The organism is Paractinoplanes toevensis (assembly GCF_018332695.1).
In the GTDB taxonomy this organism is placed as follows: domain Bacteria; phylum Actinomycetota; class Actinomycetes; order Mycobacteriales; family Micromonosporaceae; genus Actinoplanes; species Actinoplanes toevensis.
Map to the genome: position 1 here is coordinate 1 of NZ_BOQN01000087.1, position 15,520 is coordinate 15,520.

Consider the following 15,520-nt stretch of genomic DNA (forward strand, 5'->3'; position numbering starts at 1 on the left):
ACCCGCCGATTGATCGCGGAGCGCGGGTTCGGCTTCGTCGCGGTCGAGGGGGACTGGCCGGACTGCGCGCGCGTCGACGAAGCGGTGAAGGGTGCCGTGCCGCCGAGGGAGGCACTGCTGGCTTACGACCGCTGGCCGACCTGGATGTGGGCGAACGAGGAGACCGTCGACTTCGCCGAGTGGCTGCGCGGCCACAACGCGCACGCCGGGACACACGTCGGCTTCCACGGTCTCGATGTCTACTCGCTGTGGGAGTCGATCCGGGAGATCCTGGTCTGGCTGCGCGAGCACGATCCGGACCGGGTGCCGGCCGCGCTGGCCGCCTTCGGTTGCCTGGCCGCCTACGGCGAGGACCCCAACGCGTACGCCTACGCCACCCGGTTCGCCGACGCGTCGTGCGAGGACGACGTCGTGCGGATGCTGATCGACCTGCGCGGCGGTGACTTCGGGGTGTGGCAGAACGCCGAGGTGGTGGCCGGGGCAGAGCACTACTACCGGGCGGTGATGCGCGGCGGCCCGGACTCGTGGAACGTCCGCGACCGGCACATGGACGCGACCCTGGCCCGGCTGCTCGACCACTACGGCGACGGGTCGAAGGCGGTGGTGTGGGCGCACAACACGCACGTCGGCGACGGCCGGGCCACCGACCAGTCCCGGCGCGGCGAGGTCACCCTGGGCGAGCTGGCCCGGTACCGGTTCGGCGCCGGCCGGGTGCTGCTGGTCGGCTTCGGCTCGCACCGCGGCACGGTGGTGGCCGGCCGCGACTGGGGTGCGCCGATGCGGGTCCTGCCGGTGCCGGAGGGGCGGCCCGGGTCGATCGAGGACGTGCTGCACGCCGAGGCGCCGCCGCGGTCGCTGTTCGTCTTCCCGCCGCTGGGCGAGCGGCCCGACCTGCTGGTCGACGAGATCTTCCACCGGGCGATCGGGGTGGTCTACCGCCCGGAGCGGGACCGCTGGGGCAACTATGTACCGTCCGTGCTGGGCGACCGTTACGACGCGTTCCTCTGGATCGACGAGACGCACGCTCTGCGACCGCTGCACCCGCTGCACATCGACACCCGCGAGCTCGAGACCTATCCCAGCGGCGTCTGACCGGCGAACGCCAATACTTCCGGAAAGTCCGGTGAGTAGCCGGACGTCGTGTCGACGATCAGGGTCGGCAGCGACGCCGCGATGGGCACCCATTCCCGTACGCCCAACGGCGCGCCCGGATGCGCGGCCCGGACCACCACGCGGTTTGCCGCGACCGACGGTTCCGCGACGCAGCGGATCACGAGCGTCGGCCCGAGGGAGAGCAGCGGCTGCCACGGCCCGTCCTGGAAGGCAGCCTCGGCGATCACCGTGACCCCGGCCGTGACCAGCGACGACACCGTGTCGACAAAGGTCCGGTAGGTGTGCCGGAAAGAAGGATCAGGCGTTCCGGCGTGGACGATCCCCTCCCGGATCTCGTCGCGGCTGATCACCGGGCAGCCCAGCGACCGGGCGAGCCGGTGCGCGAGCGTGCTCTTCCCGGTGCCCGGCGCGCCGCTGACGATGATCAGCATTGCGCGACGACGATCCGGACGCGGGTGGTGAAGTCGAGCGGATGGTCCAGCTCGGCGGCGAGCGCCGAGATCGCCAGGGACCGCCGGGCGACCGGAATTCGGTCCACCATCTGGCGCCCGGCGTGCGAGCCGATCCACTCGTACAGATGGGCGGCGTCGTTGAACTCGCTGCGGACCGCCACCTCGCGCACGTCGGCGGCGGCGTAGCCGGCGGCCAGGACCGCCTCCCGCAGGCTCTCCGCCGAGTCGAACATCGGGTGGTTCCGGCGTTCGGGCGGGCTGTCGGCGAACCGGGCCAGAATCTTCATGGCCTGCGGATAGCGGGGGTCGTGCTGGGCGAAGCTGCTGACGGCCAGGCGGCCGCCGGGCCGCAGAAGCCGGTGGTACGCGGTGAGCGCGGCCGGCGGATCGGGCAGGAAGAACAGCACGAGTCCCGAGGTGATCACGTCGAACGAACCGTCGGGGTAAGCCGGGTGCTGGGCGTCGCCGAGCTCCACCCGGACCTGGTCGAGGCCGGTGGCCGCGGCCCGGCTGCGCGCCACCATGCCGGGCGCGAGATCGATGCCGATGACCTGCCCGCCCGGCCCGACCGCCTCGGCGACCGGCACGAGCACCGCCCCGGCGCCGCACCCCGCGTCGAGGACCCGCTCGCCCGGCCGGGGCGCGACGGCCCGCACGAGCTGGGCGGCGATCGGCCGGAAGAACTTCACCCCGACGTTGTCGTACGTTTCGGAGGCCTGGTCGAAAACGCGGACGATCGGGGTGGGTTCCGTCATCGAACAACTATGTCAGCCGCGCGCACCCCCGGCTCGGCAGGCGCCCGCCAGGGGGCGCCGGTGGCCACCGAGTCGAGGAAGGCGGCCAGGTAGTCGGCGGTGATCCGGACGGTGGCCGGGTTGCCCAGGCGCAGGGCCCGCCGCACCGGCGCGGCCAGCCAGTACGCCGCGTAATCGGTGAAGTCGAGCGGCCCGGTGCCGGGCAGCGTGTAGGCCCACGCCGGACGACCGCCCGCCGCGATCATCCGGCGGGTCGTCTCGTCGCCGGCGGCCGGGCCGAGCAGCAGCACCGGCCGGTCCAGCCCACCCGTGGCGACCTGCCCCCGTGGCGTCCCGTCCAGGTCGGCGGCGCCCCGGCAGTGGTCGTCGGTGCGGCACGCCTCGAGGGCGGCGGCCCCGCCCGACCCGTGCCCCACGTAGATCACCCGATCCGGGTCGGCGTGCGTCCCGAGCAGCACCGCGATCCGACCGGCCACGAATCGCGCGTCGGCCGCCTGCACCGTGGCGAGCCGGTCGCCGCGCGGCCCGGTCAGGTCGGCCGGCCGCCCGGCCGCCGACCAGCGAATCGGCTTGCCACCGATCACGGTCAGGTCGGCGCTGTAGGTCGGCGTCACCCCGGCGACCAGGTAGCCCCGGCTCGCGATCCGGGCGGCGAGGGCCGCGTACTGCGGCGCGGACAGCCCGAGCCCCGGCGTCAGCACCACGATCGGGAACGTCCCCGCGGCGAGCGGCGCCTCGTCGTACGTCCCGGTGTTGATCTTCTGGAAGTCGGTCTGGCCCCAGCCGAAGCGATGCAACGCCGCCCATTCCCCGGGCGCGTAGGGCGACGGCGTGCCGCCGGCGGCGGCCGGGTACCAGAGCCACACCGACAGCACCCGCGGGTTCCCGCCGAGCGGCGCCAGTTCGTCGGTGCGCGACCGGTCGGCGACCTCGTGCACGGCCCGCCCCACCCGGTACGGCCCGTCCGGCGCGAGCGAGACCGCGTGCCGGGACCGGTGCCCGAGGAACCCGGCGTACGCCCCGCCGAGCAGCAGCACCGAGGCCGCCGCGGCCGCCAGAACCCGCTTGATCGTCACATCGATATCTTGGCCGCCTCCGCCGGGGCGGTGTGCACCGCGGCCCGCTCGACCGTGCCGCGCGCCCACTTCCCGGTCGTGGCCAGGCCCAGGACCAGCACCGCCGCGCCCAGCCCCGACATGATCCACCAGCCCGTGTGGCTGGCCTCGGCGAACCCGGCCCCGGCGCTCCCGGCCACGGCCGCACCGATCACCGCGACGCCGAGCGCCCCGCCGACCTGCCGGCTGGTCGAGGCGATCGCCGCGGCCACCCCGGCCTGCTCGCGGGGCATGCCGGACACGGCGGTGTTGGTGATCGGCGAGTTGACCATGGCGAAGCCGAACCCGAACAGCACGTAGCAGGTCATCAGCAGCCAGACCGGGGTGCCGGCGGACAGCCGGGTCAGCGGCAGCAGCCCGGCCATGAAGGCGAGGCCGGCCAGGGTGAGCGGCAGGCGGGTGCCGCGGGCCCCGACCAGCCGCCCGGAGATCGGCGAGAACAGCGCGGTGGTGGCGGCCATCGGCAGCGTCCACAGGCCGGCGTGCAGCGGGGTCAGGCCGCGCACGTCCTGCAGGTAGATCGAGTTGAGGAACAGGAACCCGGCCAGGGCGCCGAACGCGGACACCGCGATCAGTGTGGCGCCGCTGAACGGCGCGCTGCGGAAGAACCGCAGCTCCAGCAGGGGTTCGGCCTGGCGCGGCTCGTAGTACAGAAGGGCGGCCAGGGCCGCCGCGCCGACCAGGAAACACCCGACGATCAGCGGCGATCCCCAGCCCGCGGTGGGTCCCTCGATGATTCCGTACGTCACTCCGGCCAGCACCAGGAACACCAGCACCTGCCCGACCGGGTCGAGACGGCGTGGCCGGGGTGCGCGGGACTCCGGCACGAACCTCCAGGCGAGCAGGAACGCCGCCACCCCGACCGGCACGTTGACCCAGAAGATCGAGCGCCACCCGAGCGTGTCCACCAGGAACCCGCCGAGCAGCGGCCCGGCCGCCATGCTGAACCCGACCACCCCGCCCCACACGCCGATCGCCCGGGCCCGCTCGCGCGGTTCGGTGAACGTGTTCGTGATGATCGACATGGCGACCGGGTTGAGCATCGACCCGCCGATCGCCTGCACCGCCCGGAACGCGATCAGCCAGCCCAGGCTGGGCGCCACGCTGCACAGCAGCGATCCGGCGCTGAACAGGGCGAGCCCGGTCTGGAAGGTCCGGCGCCGGCCGACCCGGTCCGCGGTCGACCCGGACAGGACCAGAAGACTGGCCAGAACCAGGGTGTACGCGTCGATGGTCCACTGCAGCCCGGAGATGCTCGCCCCGAGGTCCTCGCGCAGGGCCGGCAGAGCGATGTTCATGATCGTCGCGTCCATGCCGACGATGAACAGGCTCATGCAGCAGATGGCCAGGACGAGGTAGGGGCGGGGGCGCATACCTCAAGTCTTACCCGATCGCTGCATTATGCAGCCTGTTACCCATGTCTCGCCTGAGAGTATCGGCGACGTCTTCCACTATCCGGAGTGTCGACCGCGGCGCCTGGCACGCCATGACCGGCCTGCCGCTGATCAGCCGGCTCGGTTTCGGGCCCCGCCGCCCGCTCAGCGAGGTCTTCCCGCTCGACGAGGCGCCGGCCGCGATGGTCCGCCTGGCCGCCGGCCGGATAGTCGGCAAAGCCGTCCTGATCTCATAACCAGTCCAGCACCGGCCCGGTGTGCGGGGCGTCGAGACGGGCCAGCCAGCCGGCGATGCCGGCGGTGCCCTGCATGAAACCGGCCTCCGGCGGCAGGTCCGGCGGGGTGGCCGTGTGCTCGAAGTTCGACCAGGTGACACCGGCCGGCGTGGTCAGCGTGCGGGCCAGCACGTCGTCGGCGAGGCGCCGCGACCAGGCGAGCATCTCCGGGTCGCCGGTGGCCCGGTAACGGTCGAGCAGCACCTGGCCGACGCCCGCGGTGCCGCAGCAGCGGGCCACGTTGTCCCAGTAACCCGGGTACAGCCGTTCCGGGATCCGGCTGTCCCGCAGCCCGCGCAGGCAGGCGTCGATCCCGCGCCGCCAGCGCGGATCCGGCCGCAGGGCATCGAGCAGGGCGAACGTCCGGATCGTGCCGGTCGGCCCGTGACACCAGCCGAAGTTCACGGTGGGCCGGCCCGGCTTGGGCGGGATCATCAGCGGCACCGCCCACCCGCCGCCGGGCTGATGCCCGAGCGCCAGGAGGTCGTCCGCGGCGCGGACGGCAACATCGATCAGGTCGGTCCGGCCCAGCGTTTCCCCCACCCGGGCCAGGGCGTACGCGACCCCGGCGGTCCCGTGCGAGAAACCCGGGAGCAGATGCTCGTACGCCGGGCTCGGGTCCATCCGCCAGTGCAGCCCGTCCGGCCGATCGAGCGCCACCGCGACCAGCCCGTCCGCCACCCGCCCGGCCGCGCCGGCCACCGCCGGGTCGTCGCAGCCGTCCACCAGGGCCAGCAGGATCCCGGCGTCACCGGAGATGATGTCGGTGCAGCGGCCCGGATCGCCGAGCCGGGCCGGCATCCGCGCGGCGACCCGCCCGATCACCGTCTCGGCGGCCGTCCGGGCGGTGTCGTCACCGGTCACGCCGGCCCAGGCGCGCAGCGCGACCGCGACCCCCGGCCAGCCCTCGAACAGCCCATCGTCGAGCTGGGCACCGGCGGTGACCAGATGTACGAGGCGGTCCCGGGCGGCCGGGCCCACCCGCGGTGCCAGGCCGGCCGCCACCGCCTCGGTGCAGCCGAGCAGAACGCCGGCCGTCCCCGCGTACAGTCCGTCGTCCGGCCGGCCCGCCTCGGTCCAGCCGAGCCCGCCGCCCGCATCGACCGCCACCGACTCGATCCAGGCGAAAGCCCGGCCTGCCACGTCCCCCATCACCGCGGTCACCTCCCGACGCGGCCCCATCCGGCCCCGATCAGTCGCACCCGCCCATGCTTGCACGCCCGGCACGGGGCATCGGATCGGCGCGCGTTGTTGTAATTTCGGCGCCGTGACCGACGTACCCGAGACACAGCCGCGCCCGGCGCGCTTCTGGCCGGTGGCGCTGATCGTGGCGGCCGCGTCCCTGCTGCTCGGGGTCGGCATCGGCGGCGGCGCGGTCCTGCTGGCCGGTTGGCGGCAGCCCGACCAGCGCGACTTCGTGGTGTGGATCTACCTGAAGGACGGCGTGACCGCCGAGCAGAAGGCGGCGGTGCAGACCACCCTCGACAAGATTCCGTCGGCGGGCGGCGTCACGTTCGTCAGTTCCCGGGACGCCTACGAGGCCGCCCGGACCGACCCGGCCAACAAGGACCTGGTGGCGATCCTCGGGGAGTCCGACCCGGCGAGCTGGCCGCAGCGGTTCGAGGTGGAGACGACCGGCACCGAGTTCCGCTGCGAGCAGGTCTCCGCCCTCTGGAAGGCGCCGGGCGTCCAGCAGGTCCGGGTGGCGATGGTGTACACGAAGGACCAGCCGGGCGCCGAGATCTCCTGCTGACGGGGCATCGCGCCGGCCCGGGTTGTTGTACTTTCGGCGCCGTGACCGACGCATCCGAGCCCGCCGCGCCGGGCCGCCCTGTCCGGCTGTGGCTGGTGACGCCGGCCGTGTCGGCGGTGGCCATGCTGCTCGGCGTGGCCATCGGCGGCGGCGGACTCTATCTGGCCGGCTGGCGGCAGCCCGAGGTGCGCACGTTCACCGTGTCGGTGCAGCTGAAACGCGAGGTGACGGCGGATCAGAAGGCGGCGATCCAGGCCCGTCTCGAGAGGTTGGGCGACGTCACGTTCGAAAGCTCCGAAGAGGCCTACGCGCACTTCAAGCAGCTCACCGAGAACGCTCGGATGAGCGACATGCTGGAAAGCGTCGATCCCGACGCGATGCCGGCCTCGTTCTCGGCGCGGTCGACCGGCACGTCGTTCCACTGCTCGGCCACCGACGGCCTGCGGGACATGCCCGGCGTCGAATCGGCCGCCGTCTACATGGCCGCGACCCGCAAGCACGCCGGCCAGAAACTGGCCTGCTAGCACCGCCAACCATTCGGGCCCGGTCGAGCGTCATGGATGCCGTGGAGACCACTGAGGACGAGTTCGACTCGTTCGTGCGGGCCCGGACGCATGCGCTGCTGCGGTCGGCCTACCTGCTGACCGGCGACCAGCAGCTCGCCGAGGACCTGGTGCAGTCGGCCCTGACCCGCACGCACCTGGCCTGGCGGCGGCTCGCCGACACCGGCAACGCCGAGGCGTACGCCCGCCGCACCATGTACCACCTGCAGGTCTCCTGGTGGCGCCGCCGCCGGGTCGCGGAGGTGCTGGCGGGCAGCTTGCCCGAGGCGGCCGGTGCCGACCACGCCGGCCCGGTCAGCCTGCGCCTCGCCCTGCGGGCGGCGCTGCTGCGGCTGTCGGCGAAGCAGCGGGCCGTTCTGGTTCTGCGGTTCTTCGAGGACCGGACCGAGTCCGAGGTGGCCGACCTGCTCGGGGTGAGTGTCGGCACCGTCAAGAGCCAGACCGCGCGGGCCCTGGGCCGGATGCGGGTGATCGCCCCGGAACTCGGTGCCGAGCTGACCGGTGCCCGTAGCCGGAAGGGAGTCCTGTCGTGAACAACCTCGCCGACTACCTGACCGAGATCGCCGACGAGGTGCGGCCGGCCGACCTGGGGGAGCGGGTGCGGGCGGCGTCGCGCCGGGTGCGCCGTCGCCGCCGTACAGCCGTGGCCGTGGCCGTGGCCGTCGCGGTCGTCTCGGGCATCGCCTGGGCGGGCCGGACGGCCCGGCCGGACACCCCGGCCGACCTCGTCCCGGCGCCGATCCCGAGCCTCTACTACGACGCCGGGATCCAGGTGCGGATGTTCGACGGCGGCACCGTGCGGGACCTGATGCCGGTACCGGGCCCGGTGTGCGGCCTGTCGGTGTCACCCGATCACCGCCTGGTCGCCTGGACCGAGACGGACTCGATGGGCACCCTCGCCCTGATCGTCGCCAACCCGGACGGGTCCGGCCGGCGGCGGGTCCTCAACGATGTCATCTGCGCGGGCGGCAACTCTCCGGCCTGGCTGCCGGACTCACGGCGGATGCTGGTCGCCCAGGACGTGCCGGCCCCGCGGCGGCTCCTCGACGTGTACTCGCTCGCCATGACCAGTACCCCGGTCTCCGGCGTGGTCACCTACGTCGCCTGGTCGCCGAACGGGGAGTTCGTCGCCTACGACGACGACGGGGAGATCGTCGTGGCCCGTGCGGCCGACGGCACCGTCGTGCATCGAGTCCACCACGACGACGAGTCGGGTGCCGGCGGCTTCAGCGTCCAGGGTGTCTCGGACGACGGCCGCCGCGCCGTGATCGGCCTGCCCGGCGGCCCGTCCGACCGGATCACCTCCGGCTTCCGGGTGGTGGACACCGGCACCGGCGCCGATGTCCCGCTGCCGGCCGGGATCGCCCCGGCCGACCGGCTGAACGCCGAGGTCCACCCGGCCGCCGGTGACCGGATGCTGGTCCGGGTCACCGGCGACACGGGTGTCACGCTCTACCTGCTCGACGCGTACGGCCGGATCCTCGACCGGCGTGCGGAGCCCGCCGCCCTGCGGGAGGCGACGCTGCTGGGTCAGTAGCGGCAGCGCAGCACCTGGAGGGTGTGCCCGGGCACGTCCACCTGGCTGCCGGACCGGGCGGTCTTGCGCCGCTGCGCCAGCAGCGGATCGGCGGTGTTGACCACGATCTCCCAGGTGCGCCCGAACTCGCGCGGCGGCAGCGTGAACGACACCTGGTCGCCGAGCGGGTTGAACAGCAGCAGGAACGAGTCGTCGGTGATCGCCTCGCCGAGTGCGTCCCGTTCCGGAATGCCGTGCCCGTTGAGGAAGACCGTCATGGTCATCCCGCCGGAGGTGTTCCAGTCCGGTTCGGTCATCGGCTCGCCGTCGCGGCGCAGCCAGGCGATGTCCGGCACCTTGGTGTCGCCGACGAGGTCGCCGGTGAAGAACCGGCGGCGCCGGAAGATCGGGTGCTCGGCCCGCAGCTTCGTCAGCTGCGCGGTGAAGCGGGTGAGGATGTCCTGGTTGCGGGCGTCCTCCCAGTCCACCCAGGCCAGCTCGTTGTCCTGGCAGTAGACGTTGTTGTTGCCGTGCTGGGTGCGGCCGAGCTCGTCGCCGTGCGCGATCATCGGGACGCCCTGGGACAGCAGCAGGGTGGCCAGGAAGTTGCGTTTCTGCCGTTCCCGCAGCGCCACGATCTCGGCGTCCTCGGTCGGGCCCTCGACCCCGTAGTTGAAGGACCGGTTGTGGCTCTCGCCGTCCCGGTTGTCCTCGCCGTTGGCGCCGTTGTGCTTCTCGTTGTAGGACACCAGGTCGTGCAGCGTGAACCCGTCGTGCGCGGTGACGAAGTTGATCGACGCGATGGGCCGCCGGCCGTCCACCTCGTACAGGTCGGAGCTGCCGGTGAAGCGGGAGGCGAACTCGCCGAGGCTGGCCGGTTCGCCGCGCCAGAAGTCGCGCACCGAGTCGCGGTACTTGCCGTTCCACTCGGTCCACAGCGGCGGGAACCCGCCCACCTGGTAGCCGCCGTCGCCGACGTCCCACGGTTCGGCGATCAGCTTCACCTGCGACACGATCGGGTCCTGGTTGACCAGGTCGAAGAACGCGGCCAGCCGGTCCACCGAGTGGAATTCCCGGGCCAGCGCGGCGGCCAGGTCGAAGCGGAAGCCGTCCACGTGCATCTCGGTCACCCAGTAGCGCAGCGAATCCATGATCAGCCGCAGCGACTCGTGGTGCCGAACGTTGAGGCTGTTCCCGGTGCCGGTGGTGTCGTAGTAGTACTGCTTGTCCTCGTCGACGAGCCGGTAGTAGGCGGGGTTGTCGATGCCCCGGAAGGACAGGGTCGGCCCGAGGTGGTTGCCCTCGGCGGTGTGGTTGTAGACCACGTCGAGGATCACCTCGATGCCCGCCTGGTGCAGGGCCTTGACCATCGACTTGAACTCCTGCACCTGCCCGCCGTGCCCGCCGAACGAGTGGTAGTCGTTGTGCGGCGCGAAGAAGCCGATGGTGTTGTAACCCCAGTAGTTGGTCAGGCCGCGTTCGATGAGCGTGGAGTCGTGCACGAACTGGTGCACCGGCATCAGTTCGACGGCGGTCACGCCGAGCTTCTTGAAATGCTCGATCATGCGCGGATGGGCCAGTCCGGAATAGGTGCCCCGCACGTCCTCGGGAATTCCCGGGTGCCGCATCGTGATGCCCTTGACGTGGGTCTCGTAAATGACCGTCTCCCAGAACGGGATGCGCAGCGGCCGGTCGTTGGCCCAGTCGAAGAACGGGTTCACCACCACGGATTTCTGGGCGAACGCGGCGGAGTCGGCGTCGTTGCGCGACAGCGGGTCACCGAACCGGTAGGCGAACAGCGCCTCGTTCCACTCGTTGTGCCCGTCGATCGCCTTGGCGTACGGGTCGAGGAGCAGTTTGCTGGGGTTGCAGCGCAGCCCGGCCGACGGGTCGTAGGGGCCGTGCACCCGGTACCCGTACCGCTGCCCCGGCACGATCCGCGGCAGATAGCCGTGCCAGACCAGCGCCTCGCGCTCCGGCAGATCGATGCGTGTCTCGGTGCCATCCTCGTCGAACAGGCACAACTCCACGCGCTCGGCGATTTCGGTGAAGAGCGCGAAGTTGGTGCCGCCGCCGTCGTAGGTGGCGCCCAGGGGGTACGGATTGCCCGGCCAGATCCTCATGCCCGCACTGCTTCCCACAAGTCCCCCCGCGCAATCCCGGCCCAAACCCGGAGTCAAACTCGTCACAGCCCCGAACACAAGACGAACGATCAACATCATCATGGCGTGCCTCGGTGCGGGGTACGGACCGTCGCTCCCGCCGGGGCGCGGGCGGGCCGAGCAGGGCGCGGGGCGCCCAGAGCGCCCGGCCCGCCCGCGCGACCTGCGTGAGTGGTCGCGGTCAAATCAAAACCTGATTGATGCACATCATTCTAAAAGGGCTCTTTAATTTTCGTTCAGGTCTGGACGCGCGCCACTCGAATTGGGCATCATCTAGCGCGCAGCCCTGAGGAGATCGCCAATGCGAAGCGGTGCACTGATCACCGGCGTTTTCCCGGCCACCATCGACCTGCCCGCCGGTTTCGCCCCCGAGGGCATCGCGATCGCGGATTCCGCCGCCTACCTGAGTTCCCGGGCGACCGGCTCGATCTACCGCGCCGACCTCGCCACCGGCACCGGCGAGCTGATCCACACCGGCACCGGCACCCCCGCCACCGGCCTGCGGATCGACACCAACGGCCGGGCGTTCCTGGCCGGCGGCGACATCCGGGTCGTCGCCGCGGCCACCGGCACCCTGCTCACCACCCACCGGCTCGGCCACTCGGCGTACATCAACGACGTCGTCCTCACCCGCGACGCCGCCTGGTTCACCGACTCGTTCAGCGCCACCCTCTACCGGCTGCCGACCGCCCCGCTCGACGCCTCGGTCACCGCCCTGCCGCTCACCGGCATCACGGTCACCGCCGGCACGGTCAACCTCAACGGCATCTGCGCCACCCCCGACGGCCGCGCCCTGCTGGTCGTGCAGTCCAACACCGGCCTGCTGTTCCGCGCCGACCCGGCCTCCGGCGCCACCACCCCGGTCGACCTGGGCGGTGCCACCGTCTTCAACGGCGACGGCCTGCTGCTCGACGGCCACACCCTCTACGTGGTGCAGAACCGCCTGAACACGGTCGCGGTCTTCACGCTGAACCGGCACGGCACCGCCGGCGTCCGCACCGCCACGATCACCGACCCGCGCTTCGCCGTCCCGACCGCGGCCGCCGCGTTCGGCGACCACCTCTACGTCGTCAACGCGCGGCTGACCACCCCGGTCACCCCCGACGTCCCGTACACCGTGGTCGCCGTCCGCCGGTAGGTCAGCGGAGCAGCATCGGGAGCTTGTCGAACAGCTGCTCGGTATAGGAGATCATCTCGTGCAGCATCCAGTTGCCCGAGAACAGCAGGGCCGCGCCGCACGCGGCCGCCTTCGGGACGAATGCCAGGGTGGCCTCCTGGATCTGGGTCACCGACTGGAACAGCGAGATCGCGAAGCCGACCCCGAGCGCGGTCAACAGCACCGGGGCGGCCATCTTGGCGGCGATGGTCATGGCCTGCAGACCCAGCTCAACAATCATCGTGTCGGTCATACCTGTCCGTTCGGGCGAAGTCGCGGCCGGCGGAGTGCTAATCGGGTGCAAAACGGTTCGGCCCGCCGAAATCCTCAGGTCCCGACCACCGAGAACTTCGCCGGCAGCTCGCCCCGCCCGGTGAGCGCCCGCAGCACGGTCTCCCCGTCGCCGGTGGCGGCGGCCGCCCGGGCGGCCTGCCCGGTCGCCTCGGCGACCGCCTCCGGGCTCATCCCGTGCGGTACGCCGATCGCGGCGGCCAGATCCATCGCGTGCACCACCAGCTCGAACGTCCGGGTCGACAGCCACTGGAGCATCGGCATCCCGCCCGCCGCGGTGGTCACGACGTCATCGTCCCCGGCCGAGGCGACCGCCTGGGTGGCCCGCCCGGCCATCTCCCGCACGGCATCGAGCGGGTCGTCCCCGAGCGCCGCCCCGGTGGCCCGGGCGTCCTCCCTCGAGGCGGCCACGGCGGCCGCGTAGACCTCACCCGGCACCGACCGCGCGAACGCCCAGAAACCCTCGGCGACGGCGACGGTGACCTCCTCGGCGGGCGTCCCCAGCACCTCCGGCACCTGCCGCAACGCCGAACTGACCGTGTGCCCGACCAGTTCCCGCACCGTCCAGTCGCCGATCCCCGGCTCGTCCCACCGCCCCTCCGGCACCCGGGAGACGAGGTCGACGTAGGCGACGGCGGCGGAGCGGAAGGTCCGGCGAAAGTCCATGCGGCCCATTCTCCCCACCGCCGGCCCGGGACTGCTGCCGGTCAGCTGTGGCGGGGTGGCCAGTCGCCCGGCTGCTGCGGACCGGCCGGGCCGCCGCGGGAATGCCGGCCGTCCTCCTCCGGCTCCTCCTCGGTGTCCGGCGGGGCGTCGCCGTCCGGGGCCGGGTAGGAGGACAGCCAGGCCGGCTGCCGCAGACGACTGCTGGTCTCGTAGAGGTGCGCGTTCTCGGCGTGCGTGTCCCCGCTGGGGCGCGTGTCGTGCCCGGCGTAGGAACCCTGGTTCCAGGCCTCGCCCGCCCCGGCCGGGTCGTAGGTGCCGAACCGCTCGGCCGGGTCGTAGTTGCTGTACCGGTCGGCCGAGCTGTAATCGCCGTGCCGCCCGTAGCCACCCGGCTGCGGCCCGGCATCGCTGGCCTGGTCGAGCCGGCCCGGCGCGGTGCCGTGCCGCGGAGAGGTGTCGTTGTCGTGCGGCCATCGCTCCGGCTCCGGTGGGTGCCATCCGGGTACGGGTGAACCGCCGAGGTCCTCCGCCCCGCCGGGTGCGACGTCACGCTCCGGCGCGACCCGCTCCGGCCCGGGGCCGCCCGGCGCTGAAGGCGGGCCGGCGGGGGAGCCGAGCGGAGGATGCGGATCGGGTGTCGGCGGCGGGGTCAGGCCGTGCAGCACACCGGGTGGGTTGGCGGGCGGCCCCGAGGGCGGCACCCCGGCGGGGAGCCCGGACGGCATCGGCGGCCGCGACCCCGGTGTCGGCGCGACCCACGGTGTCGGCGGAAGGGTCGGCGGGGGCAGGTTGGACAGCCCGGACAACCCCGCGGCCGGCGGGACGGTGGACTCCTCGTTGCCCGTGGCGCTGCCCAGTGGGGGCGGCGGAGCCGGGAACGGCGTCAATGGGGTCGGGGCGGCCTTCTGCGCGTACATCTCGGGGGTGAAGCCGGCGGCGAAGCGCCGGGCCCGCGCCTTTCGCTGTTGCCGCCGCATGTGCAGCACCAGCACCACCGGCACCACCACGATGCCGTAGAAGACCCGGCCCAGCGTGGGGGCGGGGTCGGCGACCGCGAGCAGCGCCGCGTACCCGAGGAAGGCGACCGCGAACAGGGCGTCGATGACCCGGGTGAAGCCGCGCTGGTCGAATCCGCGCACGGCGAGGACCGCCAGGGTCAGGCCGCTGAAGGCCAGCAGGCCGACGTAGACGTGGAACTCGCCGTCCGACATGGGCGCCTCCCGTGATCAGGCAGGACACTTCCATCCTCGGACGGCGAGGCCGCGAATGTAGGGCTAACGGTGCCATTTCTGGTTGAGCCAGCCGTTGCAGTCCCACACCTGGACTTTGGTGCCGTTGTGGGTGCCGCCCGCGATGTCCTCGTCGAGGCAGCGGCCGTCGTTGCGGCTGGTGATGGTGCCGTCGGTGTGGAAGTCCCACTGCTGGTTGAGCTGTCCGTTGCAGACCCAGAGCTGGACCTTGCTGCCGTTGCGGGTGCCGCCGGCGATGTCCTCGTCGAGGCACCGGCCGTCCCACGAGCTGCGGATCGTGCCGTCGCTGTACGACCGCCAGCTCTGGTTGCGGGGTACGTTGCCGAAGCACTGCCAGGTCTGCACCCTGGTCCCGTCGTGGGCCGGGACGGAGTTGTCGGCGTCCAGGCAGCGGCCGTCGTTGCTGCTGATCAGGGCGCCACTGGCGGCCTGTGCGGGGCTCGCCGGGACGACCAGGGCGACGCCGGCGACAACCGCGGCGGCGAACGCCTTGCTGAGTACCGCGCGCATCAGTTCCTTCTCTCGCTGTGCGGCGGGGGGCCGACTGCACTGTAGGCCGGTTGCCGCGGCCGGGAGGCCGGAACGGGGAGAGGATGATGCGATGGTGGACTTCGATCTGGAACGGTTCGTGGTGGCGCAGGAGCGCATGTACGCCGATGCGCTGGCCGAGATCCGCGCGGGCAGCAAGGAATCGCACTGGATGTGGTTCATCTTCCCGCAGGTGGCGGGCCTCGGCCGGAGCTCGAAAGCCCAGTTCTACGCGATCAGCGGGCTCGACGAGGCGCGTGCCTATCTGGCCCATCCGGTCCTCGGCCCGCGCCTGGTCGAGTGCGCCACCGCCCTCCTCGGGCACGAGAAGTCCGCCACCGAGATCCTGGGTTGGCCGGACGACCTGAAGCTGTGCTCGTCCATGACCCTGTTCGCCGAGGCGGCGGACGATCGCGCGCTGTTCGATCGGGTGATTTCGCGCTTCTGCGGTGACCCGGACGAGCGCACTCTTGATCTCCTGGGCGTACGCCGGAATTAGCCCATAAGGGCTGATAAAGTGCTACATCATGC

Annotated in this window: 18 protein-coding genes; 8 read left to right on the forward strand and 10 right to left on the reverse strand. The window is 72.2% G+C overall.

Annotation, left to right across the window (positions count from 1 at the left end; all coding sequences use genetic code 11):
* Positions 1 to 1,092 (forward strand): erythromycin esterase family protein (locus Ato02nite_RS32885; RefSeq protein WP_213010570.1); only part of this gene is annotated, 1,092 nt, incomplete at its 5' end.
* Here the strand turns inward: Ato02nite_RS32885 and Ato02nite_RS32890 are convergent.
* The 4 genes from Ato02nite_RS32890 to Ato02nite_RS32905 are packed head-to-tail and all read right to left on the reverse strand — an operon-like array spanning position 1,074 to position 4,808.
* Positions 1,074 to 1,544, reverse strand: a complete 471-nt coding sequence (locus Ato02nite_RS32890) for a P-loop nucleotide/nucleoside kinase family protein (protein WP_213010571.1) — start codon at positions 1,542 to 1,544, stop codon at positions 1,074 to 1,076. The genes Ato02nite_RS32885 and Ato02nite_RS32890 overlap by 19 nt on opposite strands.
* The gene (locus Ato02nite_RS32895; protein ID WP_213010572.1) at positions 1,538 to 2,320 is read right to left on the reverse strand and encodes a class I SAM-dependent methyltransferase; all 783 of its coding nucleotides are present in this window, start codon (positions 2,318 to 2,320) and stop codon (positions 1,538 to 1,540) included. Before Ato02nite_RS32895 ends, Ato02nite_RS32890 begins: the two co-directional genes overlap by 7 nt.
* Positions 2,317 to 3,396, reverse strand: a complete 1,080-nt coding sequence (locus Ato02nite_RS32900; protein WP_213010573.1) for an alpha/beta hydrolase — start codon at positions 3,394 to 3,396, stop codon at positions 2,317 to 2,319. The genes Ato02nite_RS32895 and Ato02nite_RS32900 overlap by 4 nt, the downstream gene beginning before the upstream one ends.
* Complete coding sequence (locus tag Ato02nite_RS32905; RefSeq protein WP_213010574.1) at positions 3,393 to 4,808, reverse strand: MFS transporter; 1,416 nt, start codon at positions 4,806 to 4,808, stop codon at positions 3,393 to 3,395. The genes Ato02nite_RS32900 and Ato02nite_RS32905 overlap by 4 nt, the downstream gene beginning before the upstream one ends.
* Positions 4,809 to 4,852: 44 nt before the next feature.
* On the opposite strand from Ato02nite_RS32905, the gene Ato02nite_RS32910 reads away from it, so the two are divergent.
* Positions 4,853 to 5,065, forward strand: a complete 213-nt coding sequence (locus tag Ato02nite_RS32910; protein ID WP_213010575.1) for a hypothetical protein — start codon at positions 4,853 to 4,855, stop codon at positions 5,063 to 5,065.
* Here the strand turns inward: Ato02nite_RS32910 and Ato02nite_RS32915 are convergent.
* Positions 5,060 to 6,256 carry a lanthionine synthetase LanC family protein gene (locus Ato02nite_RS32915; protein ID WP_213010576.1) on the reverse strand — a complete coding sequence of 399 codons (1,197 nt, stop codon included), beginning with the start codon at positions 6,254 to 6,256 and terminating at the stop codon, positions 5,060 to 5,062. The two genes, Ato02nite_RS32910 and Ato02nite_RS32915, sit on opposite strands and share 6 nt — an antisense overlap.
* A gap of 115 nt (positions 6,257 to 6,371) precedes the next feature.
* Between Ato02nite_RS32915 and Ato02nite_RS32920 the strand changes: the two genes are divergently transcribed.
* Genes Ato02nite_RS32920 through Ato02nite_RS32935 form a run of 4 tightly spaced genes read left to right on the forward strand, consistent with a single transcriptional unit; the run spans position 6,372 to position 8,957 of the window.
* Positions 6,372 to 6,857: a permease-like cell division protein FtsX gene (locus tag Ato02nite_RS32920; RefSeq protein WP_213010577.1), complete on the forward strand. Its 486-nt coding sequence runs from the start codon at positions 6,372 to 6,374 to the stop codon at positions 6,855 to 6,857.
* 41 nt (positions 6,858 to 6,898) lie between these two features.
* The gene (locus Ato02nite_RS32925; RefSeq protein WP_213010578.1) at positions 6,899 to 7,381 is read left to right on the forward strand and encodes a permease-like cell division protein FtsX; all 483 of its coding nucleotides are present in this window, start codon (positions 6,899 to 6,901) and stop codon (positions 7,379 to 7,381) included.
* A 32-nt stretch (positions 7,382 to 7,413) separates the two neighbouring features.
* Entirely contained in the window at positions 7,414 to 7,953 is a 540-nt protein-coding gene (locus tag Ato02nite_RS32930) for a SigE family RNA polymerase sigma factor (RefSeq protein ID WP_213010579.1), read from the forward strand.
* A complete protein-coding gene (locus Ato02nite_RS32935; RefSeq protein WP_213010580.1) occupies positions 7,950 to 8,957 on the forward strand; it encodes a TolB family protein in 1,008 nt (335 codons plus the stop codon). Before Ato02nite_RS32930 ends, Ato02nite_RS32935 begins: the two co-directional genes overlap by 4 nt.
* On the opposite strand, the gene glgX is transcribed toward Ato02nite_RS32935, so the two are convergent.
* Complete coding sequence (glgX, locus tag Ato02nite_RS32940; RefSeq protein WP_213010581.1) at positions 8,951 to 11,059, reverse strand: glycogen debranching protein GlgX; 2,109 nt, start codon at positions 11,057 to 11,059, stop codon at positions 8,951 to 8,953. The genes Ato02nite_RS32935 and glgX overlap by 7 nt on opposite strands.
* A gap of 340 nt (positions 11,060 to 11,399) precedes the next feature.
* Here glgX and Ato02nite_RS32945 point away from each other — a divergent pair, with 340 nt between their 5' ends.
* Positions 11,400 to 12,236, forward strand: coding sequence for an SMP-30/gluconolactonase/LRE family protein (locus Ato02nite_RS32945; RefSeq protein ID WP_213010582.1), 837 nt, complete (start codon positions 11,400 to 11,402; stop codon positions 12,234 to 12,236).
* Between the two features lies 1 nt (position 12,237).
* On the opposite strand, the gene Ato02nite_RS32950 is transcribed toward Ato02nite_RS32945, so the two are convergent.
* The 4 genes from Ato02nite_RS32950 to Ato02nite_RS32965 form a co-directional block, all read right to left on the reverse strand.
* Positions 12,238 to 12,495 (reverse strand): flagellar biosynthetic protein FliQ, encoded by a 258-nt coding sequence (locus Ato02nite_RS32950; protein WP_246607715.1) that lies wholly within the window; start codon positions 12,493 to 12,495, stop codon positions 12,238 to 12,240.
* 86 nt (positions 12,496 to 12,581) lie between these two features.
* Positions 12,582 to 13,211: a maleylpyruvate isomerase N-terminal domain-containing protein gene (locus Ato02nite_RS32955; RefSeq protein ID WP_213010584.1), complete on the reverse strand. Its 630-nt coding sequence runs from the start codon at positions 13,209 to 13,211 to the stop codon at positions 12,582 to 12,584.
* Positions 13,212 to 13,252: 41 nt separating this feature from the next.
* Positions 13,253 to 14,422 carry a hypothetical protein gene (locus tag Ato02nite_RS32960; RefSeq protein ID WP_213010585.1) on the reverse strand — a complete coding sequence of 390 codons (1,170 nt, stop codon included), beginning with the start codon at positions 14,420 to 14,422 and terminating at the stop codon, positions 13,253 to 13,255.
* A gap of 63 nt (positions 14,423 to 14,485) precedes the next feature.
* Entirely contained in the window at positions 14,486 to 14,971 is a 486-nt protein-coding gene (locus Ato02nite_RS32965; RefSeq protein WP_213010586.1) for a ricin-type beta-trefoil lectin domain protein, read from the reverse strand.
* Positions 14,972 to 15,062: 91 nt separating this feature from the next.
* On the opposite strand from Ato02nite_RS32965, the gene Ato02nite_RS32970 reads away from it, so the two are divergent.
* The gene (locus tag Ato02nite_RS32970) at positions 15,063 to 15,488 is read left to right on the forward strand and encodes a DUF1810 domain-containing protein (protein ID WP_213010587.1); all 426 of its coding nucleotides are present in this window, start codon (positions 15,063 to 15,065) and stop codon (positions 15,486 to 15,488) included.
* Positions 15,489 to 15,520 lie beyond the last annotated feature (32 nt).